We start from the raw sequence: 13,116 nt of genomic DNA, 5'->3' as shown, positions 1-13,116 counted from the left end.
CTTCACCACGCCGTGCCTTGCCACAGCCTGCCCGTAGCGGATCGATCGTGCAATCGATTTCAGGTCGGTTCGACTACCGTATGACCGGCACGATCGGCTACAGCGCGGCGATGGCCCGCCTGTTCTCGACGCTCGTCCTCCTGCTCGCAACCCTGTGCGCCGTTCCGGCGGCGGCGCAGCAGAACGGTTTCGACCTCGCCGGGCCGGAACTGGCGATCACCGTGCGGCGCGGCGACGTGACGCTGCCGCTGGGGCAGGTGCCGTCGCTCCGCCCCGGCGACCGGCTGACGGCGCGCGCCGCGCTGCCTGCCGACCAGTCGGCGCGCTATCTGCTCGTCGTCGCCTTCCTGCGCGGGGCGACCAACCCGCCGCCCAAATCCTGGTTCTTCCGTGCCGAAACCTGGTCGCGCAAGCGCGCGACGCTCGACGTCGCGGTGCCCGAGGGCGCGGAACAGGCGCTGGTGTTCATGGCCCCGGAGGCGGGCGGCGGCTTCGATGCGGTGCGGGGCGCGGTGCGCGGCCGCCCCGGCATCTTCGTGCGCGCGGCGCAGGACCTCCAGCAGGCGTCGCTCGACCGCGCGCGGCTCGACGCCTTCGTCGCCGCCGTCGCCCGCATCGGCGAGACCGCGCCCGAACGGCTGGCGAGCGTCGCGCCGGTGCTGGCCGACAGCCTCGGCGTGCGGCTCAACGCCGACTGCCTGACCCGCCAGCGCGCGCTCCAGGCGGCGTGCCTGATGCAGGATCGCGGCGGGCAGGTGTTGCAGGCGCAGCGCGGCTCGACCCTGACCGAGACGCTGACCGGCACGCCGGTCGACCTCGCCTATCGCGTCGCGGCGACGCCGGAGGGCGGCGGCGGCTTCTACAGCCCGTACATCGCCCTTGCCCGCGATCTGGCGCGGCTGTTCGGCGCGTTTCGCACCGCGCAATACCAGTATCTGCCCGCGCTGGCGGTGGGCGGGGGCGAGCGGCTGACGCTGTGGCTGAACGCCGCGCCGTCGTTCCAGAATCCGCGTTCGGTGCTGGTCGCCCCCTTGCCGCCGATCGGCACCGCGCTGCCGCCGCTATGGCGATCGACCGCGCCCGGGCCGCTGTGCCTCGCCGCGCCGCGCCTCGTGCTGCCGCTGGGCGATGCGGCGCTGCTCCATGCCACCGGCTATGCCCGCGACCTGTCGCTGCGCGTGACCACCGACGGCGGGGCCGTGACCGACCTGCCGCTCGTTGCCGACATCGACGCGGGCGGCCTGCGGCTGGGCAACGATGCGCCGGTGGTGCGCGGCACGGTGCGCGAGGCGGTGGTGCGCGGCCGCTGGGGGTTCGACGGTTTTTCCGGTCCGCGCGTCGCGGTGCAGGCCGACGGCGGCGACTGGGCACCGCAGCCCGACGACGCGGTGATCGTCGGGCGCGATTCGCCGCTGGTGCTGCGCGGCGGGGCGGCGGCGTGCATCGCGGGCATGACGCTGGCGACCGGCGACGACCGCCGCCCGCTCGCCTGGGAAGCGACCGCGCCCGACACGGTGCGCGTCACCCTGCCGCTGGCGAAGGTCCGGCCCGGCGCGCTGACCCTCGCCATCGACCGCCACGGCGTCGGCACCGGGCAGCAGGTGGCGCTCACCGCCCGCGCGGAGGCCAGCCGACTCGACCGCTTCGCCATCCACGCCGGGGATCGCGACGGCGTGCTCGGCGGCCAGCGGCTCGATCAGGTACAGGCGGTCGACTTCGCCGGGCAGCGGTTCACGGGCGGCGCGCTGACCCGCGCGGGCGACGGCGACCGGCTGGTGCTGACCGGCGAACGCGCGGTGGCGGCGGGTGCCGGCGGCGACGCACGGGTGACGCTGCGCGACGGGCGGACCGCCGGGGTCGCGGTCACGGTCGGCCCGGCCCGGCCCGCCGTCACCGTCCTCCAGCGCGCGGCGACGCTGCCGCCCGCCGCCGTGCTGCCGATCCGCCTGCCCGACGATCTCGTGCCCGCGCAGGGGACGCTGCGCTTCTCGCTGCGCGTTGCGGGCGGGATCGAGGCAGGTGACGCGATCGAACTGGCAAGCGAGGCGGGCGGCGCCCGGCTGACCTTCGCCTCGGGCGCGGTGCAGCGCGTCGGCGGCGACATCGGCGTCGCCGCGATCGTGCCCGCCGAAGCGCTGGGCGCGCAGGCGAACGGACCGCTCCGGGTCCGGGTGCTGCGCGGCGAGGTGGCAGGCGACTGGCAGCCGCTCGCCCGGATCGTCCGGCTGCCTGCGATCGGCGGCGTGGCCTGTCCCGCGACCGGTGACTGTAGCGTCAGCGGCAGCGACCTTCACCGCATCGCCGCGATCGGCGGCGTCACGGTGCCGCCGGGCTTCGTCGGCAGCAGTATCGCCGTGCCGCGCTTCACCGGCACGCGCCTGCCGCTGCGGTTGCAGGACGCGCCCGACGTGACCGTCGAGGTCGAGCTGCCCGCCCCTCCAACCGAACCTTAACGTTCCTGCCCTAGCGTTTCGCTTGCCGATCCCCGCGCCACCGCCGACAAGGGCCGCATGCAGCCGACGACCGCTCCGACCCCTGCCGAACGCCTGCCGCTGGTCGTCGATCTCGACGGCACGCTGGTGCGCAGCGACATGCTGGTCGAGACGCTGGTGCGCACCGTGCGGCGATCCCCGGTCGAACTGGTGCTGCTGCCGTGGCGGCTGGCGCGCGGGCGGGCGGCGTTCAAGCAGGCGATGGCGCGCGATGCGGCCGTCGCGGTCGGGTATTTGCCCTATGACACCGGCCTGCTGGCGTGGCTGACCGCCGAGCGCGCCGCGGGCACGCCGCTGATCCTCGCCACCGCCGCCGACCGGCGGATCGCCGATGCGATCGCCGACCATCTCGGCATCTTCGACGCGGTGCTGTGTTCGGACGGACGCACCAACCTGAAGGGCGCGGCCAAGCGCGACGCGATCCGTGGGAGCGTGGGCGATCGCTTCCGCTACGCGGGCGACAGCGCCGCCGACCGCCCGGTGTGGCAGGCGGCCGAGGGCGCGATCCTCGTCGGCACCTCGCCCGCCCTTGCCGCCGCGGTGGCACGCGAAGCCACGGTCGAGCGCAGCTTCCCGCGCCCGCGCGCGTCGCTCGCCACCTGGACGCGGGCGCTGCGGGTCCATCAATGGACCAAGAACCTGCTGCTGTTCGTGCCGCTGTTCACCTCGTTCGGGCTGTTCCGCCCGGCGGGTCTGGCGGTGATGGCGCTGGCGTTCCTCGCCTTCTCGATCGCGGCGTCGGCGACCTATCTGGTCAACGACATGTGGGATCTGGACAGCGACCGCGCGCATCCGCGCAAGTCCCGCCGCCCCTTCGCCAGCGGGGCGATCCCGCTGACCCATGGCATCCGGGCGGCGGCGGGCGGGCTGCTGCTCGCGCTGGTGCTGGCGCTGGCGGTATCGCCCGGCTTCGCGGCGATGCTGCTCGTCTATCTGGCGCTCACCAGCAGCTACAGCCTGATGTTCAAGGAATATGTCCTGATCGACGTGATCCTGCTGGCGATGCTCTATACCTTCCGCATCCTTGCCGGGGCGGTGGCGGTGGCGGTGCCGCTGACGCCGTGGCTGCTCGCCTTCTCGATGTTCCTGTTCCTCAGCCTCGCACTGGTCAAGCGTTGCGCCGAGCTGGTGTCGCTCGGTGCCCTGGGCCGGGATGCGACGCACGGGCGCGACTATCGCGTGTCCGATCTCGTCGTGCTGTGGCCGTTCGGCGTCGCCTCGGCGGTCGCCTCCGCCGTGGTGTTCGGGATGTTCGTGTCGCAGGCCGATACCCGCGCCCGCTATGCCGCGCCCGACCTGTTGTGGATCGTCGCGATCGGGCTCGTCTATTGGCTCGCCCGGTTGTGGATCAAGACCTCGCGCGACGAGATGCACGACGATCCGATCCTCTATGCGCTGCGCGACCGCGGTAGCCGCATCGCGATCGGCGCGATGGTCGCGGTGACGCTCGCCGCCCAGTGGCTGCCGCTGGAGCGCATGCCGTGAGCCCGCTGCCGATCGCACTCGTCAGCATCGCGCTGTCGGTCGCGGCGCAGTTCGCGCTGAAGGCGGGGATGGCCGGGCGCGCGCGCGGCCTTGCCCTGCTGTGGGAGCCGTGGCTGCTGGCAGGCTTCGCGCTGTACGGCATCGGCGCGCTGGTGTGGCTGGCGGTGCTGGCGCGCTGGGACGTGAGCAAGGCCTATCCGCTGGTCGGCCTCGGCTTCGCCGCCAGCGTCGCGATCGGCTGGGCGGCGGGCGAGCAGGTGTCGGCGCTGCGCGTCGCGGGCGTGGCGCTGGTCTGCGCGGGCGTCGCCTGCATCGCGCGGAGCTGAGATGCGCGGCCGCGCCGGAGACTGGGCAGGGGCCGCCTTCGTCGCGCTGGCCGCGCTGTGCGCCACCTGGCTGTCGGGCCTCAGCTTTCCCGAACAGAACAATATCTGGACGATCCCGGTCGCGCTCGACTTCGCCGGATCGGCGGAGGGGCCGCACGACCCCTATCACGCCAGCTTCGCGCGGTTCGTCAGCGTGTTCTGGTTCGCGCTGCGCCCGTTCGTGACCGACGCGAATATCCAGCCGGTCTATGTCGCGTTGCAACTGCTGGGCAACGCGCTGGTCGCGGTGGTGCTCTATGCGCTGGTCCGGCGCGGCGGCGGATCGGGCTTGCGCGGTGCGCTCGTCACCGGCTTCCTGTGCTTCGCCTTCGGGCTGTGGGGCGCGACGCGGCTCGGCTATTCCGAGCTGTTCAGCACCTATGCGACGCATACCCAATATGCGGTGATCCTGACGCTCGCCGGGCTGGTGCTGGTCGCCGCGGGGCGCGGCGGGGCCGCCGGACTGGCGATCGGCGCTGCGGCGACGGCCAATCTGTTCATGGGCGTGTGGGGCGCGCTGGCGGGCGGGATCGCGCTGCTCCTGCTCGACCGGCGCGTGGCGACGCCCGCGCAATGGCGCTTCGCGCTCGGCTTCCTGCTCCCCGCCCTCCCGGTCGCATGGTGGGCGCTGGCCGGGGGCAGCGGCGACCAGCCGCCGGTCGAGTTCTTCCGCACCCAGTTGCAGGGGCATGTCTACGCCGCCGACTATCCGCAGGCGGCGGTGCAGGCGGTGGCGCTGATCGTCCTCGCCGCGCTCGCGCTGTGGCATGCACCGACCACCGGCGCACGCGCGCTCGGGCGGGTCACGGCGGCGGCGGCGATCGTGCTGCTGCTCGGCATGGCGCTACCCTATGTCGCCGAGGTGCCGACGCTGCTGCTGCTCCACCCCTTGCGCTTCGTCAGCGTGACGACGCTGCTGGCGGCAGGCGCGGCGGCGGTGCTGCTGACGACCGCGCTCGACCGCGACGAGGGCGAATTGCTGCTCCCGGCGTTCGTCGCGGTGGCCGGGTTCTTCTTCAAGGTGCCGGTGGTCAGCCTGTTCGGCCTCGCGCTGGCGGTGCCTCCCGCCCATGAGCGCCTGCGATCGGCGGCGGGGATCGTGGCGCTGCTCGGCATTTTCGCGATGCTGCTGCCCTCGCCGATCGCCGAAGTACCCCTGAAGGCCGCCATCGGCTTCCTGATCGCCGCGGCGGTCGTCGCGCTCGCAGCCTGGCGGCGTCCCCGGCCCGACAGTCTGCCGCTGCTCGCCGTCGTCGCGGCACTTGGTGCCGCGATCGTCACGGTGCCGACCTCCGCCGGGGAAGGGGCGCTGCGGTTCGCGGCGCTGGCGGCGGCCTTTTGCATGGGGCGGACGTTGAACGCGCGGATCGTCGTCGCCGTCGCGCTGGTATCGCTGCTGTTGTCGCTGATCGCGGCGACGGGGGAGCCGGTGCGCCTCGCCGCGATCGGCAGCGGGGCGGCGCTGCTGCTCGCCGCGCCGTTCGTGCCCGGCCTCGTCGCGCGCCGCCGCTGGGGCGACGCCGCGCTCGCCGCGATCGTGCTGCTGTTCCTGCTCGCCGGGCTCGCGCGCGGGGCGATGGCGGGATTCGCGCCCGCCGACGACGCCGCCCGCCGCGACTGGCGCGCCGCACAGCATTGGACGCGCACCCACACCCCGCGCGAAGCGAGCTTCCTGCCGATCGACGTTCCCGAAGGCTTCGCGCTGTTCGCCCGTCGCCCGATCTGGTGGGAGGATTCGCAGAAAGCCGCCGTGCTGTGGATGCCGCGCTTCTATCCGGCATGGCGGTGCCGCCGCGATGCGCTGGCGCAGGCAGGCGATCCGGCGGCGCGGGTAACGCTCGCCCGCAACGCAGGCGTCGCCTATCTGCTGCTCCCCGCCGGAGCAGCGCCCGCCTATGCCGCACAGGGGGCAGCGCCGGTGTTCCGCAACGGCCATTACGCCATCGCCGCGCTCGGCCCCTCGCGCCCCGGCACGCGGTGCGCTATCGACACGCCGATGCCGCAGCACGCCCCCGCCCGATGATCGACGCCATCCTCGCCCGCGCCGCCAACGGCGTGATCGGCCGTGACGGCCAGTTGCCGTGGCACCTCCCCGCCGATCTCCGCCGGTTCAAGGCGCTGACCATGGGCCGCGCGATGGTGATGGGCCGCAAGACGTTCGAGAGCTTCCCCAGTCCCCTGCCCGGTCGTCGCCACATCGTCCTGACCCGCGATCCGGCATGGCGCGCGGACGGCGCGGAGGTCGCGCACGATCCGGCCGCCGCGCTGGCGCTCGCCGGGCCGGACGCCGCGGTGATCGGCGGGGCGGAGGTGTTCGCGCTGCTGCTGCCCCGCATCGACCGCATCGAACTGACCGAAGTACACGCCGCGCCGCCGGGCGACGCGATCGTCCCGCCCTTCACCGGCTGGCGCGAGGCGTGGCGCGAGGATCACAGTGCTGCGGGAGAACGTCCCGCGTACAGTTTCGTCACGCTGATCCGCTCGACTTGAGGTAACGCCGGGGTCTAAGGGCCGCGCCGTCGCCACGTCGGGCGACGGGGGGTGTTCCGAGTCATGCGCAAGGCGGTGTGGTGGGGCGTGGCGTTGCTGGCGATCCTTGCCGCCGCCTTCTTCGCGCTGGTGCCCGGCATGGTCGAGCGGTCGATGAACAGGGTCGAGCCCACCCCGGCGGTCGCGGCACAGGTCGCGAAGGGCCTGCCGCCGCCCTATGTCCTCGGCCCGATCGTCGACCTGCATGCCGACACGCTGCTGTGGTCGCGCGACCTGCTGAGCCGCGGCGAACGCGGCCATGTCGACCTGCCCCGGCTTCAGGAAGGCGACGTCGCGCTCCAGGTCTTCTCGTCGGTGACGAAGACGCCGCGCGGGCAGAATTACGACGCGAACGACGGCGACAGCGACAACATCACCCCGCTGGTGATCGCGCAGTTGCAGCCGGTGCGGACCTGGAATTCGCTGCTCAACCGCTCGCTGTGGCACGCGACCCGCCTCCGGCGCGCGGCGGCACAGTCGGGCGACCAGTTGCGGCTGATCCGCACCCGCGCCGATCTCGACGCGCTGCTCGCCGAACGCGCCGCCAAGGCCGCCCGCTTCCACGACAACCGCCCCGCCCCGGTGGGCGCGCTGCTCTCGATCGAGGGGCTGAACGGGCTGGAGGGCGATCTCGCCAACCTCGACCGGCTGTACCGCAGCGGGTTCCGCATGGCGGGCCTGACCCATTTCTACGACAACGAGGTCGCCGGATCGATGCACGGGCGGGCGAAGCGCGGCCTCACCCCGTTCGGGCGGCAGGTGGTCGCGCGGATGGAGGCGCTGGGCATGATCGTCGATGTCGCGCATCTGAGCCATCCCGGCCTCGCCGACGTGCTGGCCCAGGCGCGTCGCCCGGTCGTCTCCAGCCACGGCGGGGTGCAGGCCACCTGTCCGGTCAACCGCAACCTGACCGATGGCGAGGTGCGCGGCATCGCCGCCACCGGCGGGGTGGTCGGCATCGGATACTGGGCGGGCGCGGTGTGCTCGACCGATCCGGCGGCGATCGCGCGGGCGATCATGCATGTCCGCAACCTCGTCGGGATCGATCATGTCGCGCTCGGATCGGATTTCGACGGGGCGGTGACGACCGCGTTCGACACCACGCAACTGATGCTGGTGGCCCGCGCGCTGCGCGCCGCCGGGCTGAGCCAGGTCGATATCGCCAAGGTGATGGGCGGCAACGCGATCCGCGTGCTGCGCGCCGGGTTGCAGCCCCTTTCGCCTGGCCCCCGGGCCGGGTAAGGGGCGGCGATGGAGCGTCTCGACGGGGGCGCGCCCGTCGCGGCGCGGTGGCGCGGCGGCGTGGTCGCGCTCGGCAATTTCGACGGATTTCATGCCGGGCATCAGGCGGTGGTCGCCCGCGCGGTGGCGCGCGCCCATGCCGCGGGTCGCCCGGCGATCGTCGCCACCTTCGATCCGCATCCGCGCCGCTTCTTCCGCCCCGACACCCCGCCGTTCCGCCTGACCACGCTCGACCAGCGCCAGCGGCTGTTCGCGGCGGCGGGCGCGGATGCGATGCTGGTGTTCGCCTTCGACGCCGCGCTCGCCGGACTGTCGGCGGAAGGATTCGCTGCCGAGCGGCTGCGCGACAACCTCGGGGCGAGCGGCGTCGTCACCGGCACCGACTTCACCTTCGGGCGCGGGCGCGACGGCGATGTCGCCACGCTGGCGGCGCTGGGCGACGCCCATGGCTTCGTCGCGGAGACGGTCGCCCCGGTCGGCGACGGCGAAGGCATCGTCTCCTCCTCGCGCATCCGCGACCTGCTGCGCGAAGCCCGCCCGCGCGAGGCCGCCGCGCTGCTCACCCGCCCCTTCGCGATTCAGGGGGTAGTGGAGCCGGGCGCGCAGCTCGGGCGGCAACTGGGCTATCCGACCGCCAACCTGCGGCTCGGCAACTACCTGCGCCCGGCCTATGGCATCTATGCCGTCACGGGGCGGCTGGCCGACGGGCGTGTGCTGACGGGGGCCGCCAACCTCGGCATCCGCCCGACCATCGCGGGCGATCCGGTCGAGCTGCTCGAACCCCATTTCTTCGATTTCTCGGGCGACCTGTACGGACAGGTGATCGAGGTCGCGCTGATCGACTTCATCCGTCCGGAGGCAAAGTTCGATTCGCTCGACGCGCTGAAGGTGCAGATGGCGGCGGACTGCGTGACGGCACGGGCGATGCTGGCGGGTGGATAGCCCGTAGCGTTCGACCCGGATCGAGAATCGCCGTTCGTCCCGAGCGAAGTCGAGGGACGTGCCGCGAGCGCTGCGCCAAGGTGTCTCGACTACGCTCGACACGAACGGTGTGGTGGTCGGACGGAAGTCCCCGTTAACCGCGCTACCGCACCCCTACCCGCGCCACCAGCATCGTCAGCGCCGCCGCCAGCGCCGCCGCGACCCACAGCGCCGCCAGCCCCAGCCACTGCCACCCGATCGCGCCGACGACCACCCCCGCGACGAACCCCAGCCACAGCAGCAGTTCGCGCCGCAGGCCCGGTGCCGCCGCCTCGCCCATCAGCCGCCGGGCGAGCCGCTGCCCGATGCGGACCAGCGTGCCGGTCATGTAGGTCAGCGCGACGCGCACCTCGCCGTCGGGGGCGACCACGCCGTTCTGCGCTCCCATCGCGGCGGCCAGCGGCAGCACCGCCAGCGTGACCGGCGCGAAGGCGGAGAGCGCCGCGCCCAGCGCCAGCAGCACCGTCACCAGCCCCATCACCGCCTCGCCGCGGCGCGCCTCGCCCAGCCGCTCCTGCGCCGCCGCGCCCGCGACGGTGCCGAGCATCGCCCCGCACACGAACGCCAGCAGCAGCGCCGCCGCCGTGGCCGCCGCGCCGTTCCACCCCTCGGCAAGGCCGAGGCCCAGCCGGGTCGAGTTGCCGCTCATGAACGAGGCGAAGAAGCCGCCCAGCGCCTGGAACGCGATCGCATCGACGATTCCGGCCAGCGCCGCCAGCAGCACGGCGGCAAGGGTCGCGGCAGGGGTCAGGCGTCGCATCGTCGCTCCTTGTGCCCGGCTTCACGGACGTTGGGCAAGATGGTCCGGCGATCGCCGCTCGCAAGGCTGCGTCCAATGGGTTAGGCCGAAAAAATGACGGTCGCGATGGTCCCCTCTCCCCAGGCGCTGGGACAGTTGCTCGGCGCGCTCGATCTGGTCGGGGTCGCGGTGTTCGCGGCGTCGGGCGCGCTGGCCGCCACGCGCACCGGGCAGACGTTCGTGACGGCGGCGTTCTTCGCGCTCGTCACCGGGGTCGGCGGGGGCACGGTGCGCGACCTGCTGATCGGCGCACCGGTATTCTGGGTGCACGGCGCGCCCTATGCCGCGATCTGCATCGGCATGGCGGTGCTGGTGTGGATCACCCCCGAACGCTGGTGGCGCGAACGCGCGCTCGAGTGGTTCGATGCGGCGGGGCTGGCGGCCTATGCGGTGTTCGGCGCGGCCAAGGCGCTGAGCTTCGGCGTGCCGACGTTCGAGGCGGCGCTGATGGGCGTGCTGACCGCCTGCGTCGGCGGCATCCTGCGCGACATGCTTGCGGGCGTGCCCTCGATCCTGGTCCGCCCGGAACTCTACGTCACCGCCGCCGCGCTTGCCGCCGGGCTGCATGTCGTGCTGGTGGCGATCGGCCTGCCGCCGTTCGTCGCCGCCCTGCCTGCCGCCGCGGCGGGCTTCGTGTTGCGCGGCGCGGCGATCCACTGGCGCCTCGGGCTGCCCGCCTATCGGGGGAAGCGGTAGCCCTACCCCCGCACCACGCCCGTCTCGCGGAACGGTTTCGGCTCCTTCGGCGGCACCGCGCCGTCGTTCAGCCGGCATTGCCAGAAACCGACGTCGATCCAGCGTCCCTGCTTGAACCCGATCTCGCGGTACACCCCCGCGCGGCGGAACCCCACCGCCTCGTGCAACGTGATCGATGCATCGTTGGGCAGCGACAGCACGCCGATCGCCTGGGTGAAGCCTTGCGCGCGCAGCGTGTCGATCAGCGCCTCGTAGAGCAGCCGCCCGGTGCCCTTCTGCTGCGACGCCCCCGCCATGTAGATCGACGTCTCCACGACATAGCGGTACGCGGGCCGATCGCGGAACCTGGTCGCATAGGCATAGCCGAGCACCGCATCGCCGTCCGCTTCGCCGGTGGTCGCGACCAGCCACGGATACAGCCCGTCGCTCGCCGCCATGCGGTGGCGGATCGCCCGCGCATCGGGCGCATCGGTCTCGAACGAGACGGTCCCGCCCAGCACATACGGCGCATAGATGGCGGCGATCGCCCCGGCATCCTCGGGCCGCGCAGGCCGGATCGCGATCATGAGGACAGCCGCGCGACGATCAGGTCGAGCAGCGACACGTCCGCGGGGCTCGCCCGCACCGGCCCGATGCCCGCGCATTCGATGCAGCGCGCCTGCACCCCGGCCTTGCCCGACAGCATCGATCGCGCATCGCCCAGCGCCTGCGCCAGCATCAGCCGCTGCTCGCGCGCGGCAAGGCCGATCAGGTCGGTCGCCGCCGCTTCGCCGTCGTCGCCGCGCTGCTGGTCGGCGAAGCTCCTGAACAGCGCCTCGAACGCGCTCGGCTCCTTGTCGAGATAGATCGCGCGCGCCTTGGCCGGATCGATCTTCGCACGGCGGGCCGCCTCGGCCACGGCATCGCCCAGATTGCCGAACCGGTCGACGAGGCCCAGTTGCCGCGCGGTGCCGCCGTCCCACACCCGGCCCTGCCCGATCTGGTCGACCCGCGCCTGCGGCAGCTTGCGCGACTCCGCCACCAGCCCGGTGAAGCGGCGATACACGTCCTCGACGCCCGCCTGCATGATCGAATCGAACGCCGGGCTGGTGCCGCGCATCACGTCGGGCTGGCCGCTGAGCGGCGTGGTCGCGACGCCGTCGGCGGTGACGCCGATCCTGGCCAGCGTGTTCTCGAACGTCGGGATCACCCCGAACACGCCGATCGATCCGGTGATCGTGTTCGGTTCGGCGAAGATCACGTCGCCCGGCGTCGATACCCAATATCCGCCCGATGCGGCGAGGCCACCCATCGACACCACGACCGGCAGCTTCTTCGCGACCTTCGCCTGGAGGATCGCCTGGCGGATGCGCTCCGACGCCAGCACCGATCCGCCCGGCGAATCGACACGCACCACCAGCGCCTTGAGGTTCCTGGTCGCCAGCCCATCGAGCAGCAGCTTGGCGATGGTGTCGCCGCCTGCCGTGCCCGCCTTCGCCTCGCCGTCGACGATCGTCCCCGCGATGGTGATGACGCCCACCGCATCGCCCCCGGTCGGCAGCGGATGCGCGGCGAGCCAGCTGGCGTATTTGATCGTGCGGAAGCTGCCCGCGGGCTTGTTCGCCTCTGCGCCTGCGATCTTGGCGACCCGCTGCCCGAAGGCGATGCGGTCGCCCAGCCGGTCGACCAGCCCGGCGCGGACATTGGCCTGCGCCACGTCGCCGCCGGTCGCCTGCACCGCTTCCGCCGGACGGGTCAGGAACGCATCGAGCTGTGCCTTGGGCCGCGCCTTCAGGACGCCTGCGCGCCACTGGTCGAAGATCGCGCCGTACAGCGCCTGGTTGGCGGCGCGCGCCGGTTCGGACTGGTCGGCGCGGGTGAACGGCTCCACCGCCGACTTGAACTGGCCGACGCGATAGACGTGCGCGTTGACCCCCAGCTTGTCGATCAGCCCCTTGTAATAGGGCTGCGACCCGCCGGGTCCGCGGAACAGCGTGCCGCCGAACGGATTCTGCCAGATTTCGCTGGCATTGGCGGCGATGCGATAGCCGCCGTCGGTATAGAGGGTGGCATAGGCCAGCACCGGCTTGCCGCCGCTACGCACCCGCGCCACCGCGTCGCCCACCTCGGCCAGCGCGGCGGGATAGCCGCCCGCGAAGCGATCCATGTCGAGCACGACCGCCTTGACCCGCGCGTCGTCCTTCGCGGCGTCCAGCGCACGCACCACGTCGCGCAGCCGCAGCTCCTGCGCCACGGCCTGGCCCGAGAGCGCCGCGACCGGATCGGCCTCGGCAGGCTGTTCGACGATCGTGCCCGACAGGTCGAGCACCAGCGCCCCGTCCGTCACCCGCGTATTGGGCCGCGCCGAGAGCATCGCGAACAATCCGCCGAAGAACAGCAGCATGAGCAGCAGCACCAGCGCATCCTTGATGCCGACCAGCAGTTTCCATGCGCCACGTACCAGCTTCACGCGCGTTCCTTCCGGGGGTTTATCGTAGGTCGATAATTAGCGGACGGCGCCGGTGAGTAAAGCACGATAAAGCTCCTC

At 72.8% G+C, this 13,116-nt stretch carries 11 protein-coding genes; 8 read left to right on the top strand and 3 right to left on the bottom strand.

What is annotated here, in order from left to right; translation table 11 throughout:
• The first annotated feature begins 80 nt into the window (after positions 1-80).
• The 7 genes from ABLE43_RS09370 (at position 81) to ABLE43_RS09340 (ending at position 9,055) form a co-directional block, all read left to right on the top strand.
• Positions 81-2,453 (top strand): hypothetical protein, encoded by a 2,373-nt coding sequence (locus ABLE43_RS09370; RefSeq protein ID WP_348978227.1) that lies wholly within the window; start codon positions 81-83, stop codon positions 2,451-2,453.
• Positions 2,454-2,510: 57 nt separating this feature from the next.
• Positions 2,511-3,977, top strand: a complete 1,467-nt coding sequence (locus tag ABLE43_RS09365; RefSeq protein WP_348978226.1) for a UbiA family prenyltransferase — start codon at positions 2,511-2,513, stop codon at positions 3,975-3,977.
• Positions 3,974-4,303 (top strand): DMT family transporter, encoded by a 330-nt coding sequence (locus ABLE43_RS09360; protein ID WP_348978225.1) that lies wholly within the window; start codon positions 3,974-3,976, stop codon positions 4,301-4,303. The genes ABLE43_RS09365 and ABLE43_RS09360 overlap by 4 nt, the downstream gene beginning before the upstream one ends.
• 1 nt (position 4,304) lies before the next feature.
• Positions 4,305-6,365 (top strand): hypothetical protein, encoded by a 2,061-nt coding sequence (locus ABLE43_RS09355; protein WP_348978224.1) that lies wholly within the window; start codon positions 4,305-4,307, stop codon positions 6,363-6,365.
• Positions 6,362-6,832, top strand: coding sequence for a dihydrofolate reductase (locus tag ABLE43_RS09350; RefSeq protein ID WP_348978223.1), 471 nt, complete (start codon positions 6,362-6,364; stop codon positions 6,830-6,832). The genes ABLE43_RS09355 and ABLE43_RS09350 overlap by 4 nt, the downstream gene beginning before the upstream one ends.
• A gap of 63 nt (positions 6,833-6,895) precedes the next feature.
• A complete protein-coding gene (locus ABLE43_RS09345; RefSeq protein ID WP_348978222.1) occupies positions 6,896-8,113 on the top strand; it encodes a dipeptidase in 1,218 nt (405 codons plus the stop codon).
• Positions 8,114-8,122: 9 nt separating this feature from the next.
• Entirely contained in the window at positions 8,123-9,055 is a 933-nt protein-coding gene (locus tag ABLE43_RS09340) for a bifunctional riboflavin kinase/FAD synthetase (protein ID WP_348978221.1), read from the top strand.
• A 142-nt stretch (positions 9,056-9,197) separates the two neighbouring features.
• Here ABLE43_RS09340 and ABLE43_RS09335 read toward each other — a convergent pair whose 3' ends face one another.
• Complete coding sequence (locus ABLE43_RS09335; protein ID WP_348978220.1) at positions 9,198-9,854, bottom strand: YoaK family protein; 657 nt, start codon at positions 9,852-9,854, stop codon at positions 9,198-9,200.
• Between the two features lie 93 nt (positions 9,855-9,947).
• Between ABLE43_RS09335 and ABLE43_RS09330 the strand changes: the two genes are divergently transcribed.
• The gene (locus ABLE43_RS09330; RefSeq protein WP_348978219.1) at positions 9,948-10,589 is read left to right on the top strand and encodes a trimeric intracellular cation channel family protein; all 642 of its coding nucleotides are present in this window, start codon (positions 9,948-9,950) and stop codon (positions 10,587-10,589) included.
• Between the two features lie 2 nt (positions 10,590-10,591).
• Here ABLE43_RS09330 and ABLE43_RS09325 read toward each other — a convergent pair whose 3' ends face one another.
• Positions 10,592-11,155, bottom strand: coding sequence for a GNAT family N-acetyltransferase (locus ABLE43_RS09325; protein WP_348978218.1), 564 nt, complete (start codon positions 11,153-11,155; stop codon positions 10,592-10,594).
• Positions 11,152-13,038: a signal peptide peptidase SppA gene (gene sppA / locus ABLE43_RS09320; RefSeq protein WP_348978217.1), complete on the bottom strand. Its 1,887-nt coding sequence runs from the start codon at positions 13,036-13,038 to the stop codon at positions 11,152-11,154. Before sppA ends, ABLE43_RS09325 begins: the two co-directional genes overlap by 4 nt.
• Positions 13,039-13,116 lie beyond the last annotated feature (78 nt).

It is taken from the genome of Sphingomonas silueang (assembly GCF_040049155.1).
GTDB classification, from domain to species: Bacteria; Pseudomonadota; Alphaproteobacteria; order Sphingomonadales; family Sphingomonadaceae; genus Sphingomonas; species Sphingomonas silueang.
The sequence above is the reverse complement of the archived record's forward strand: the minus strand, read 5'-3'. Positions and strand labels throughout refer to the sequence as shown.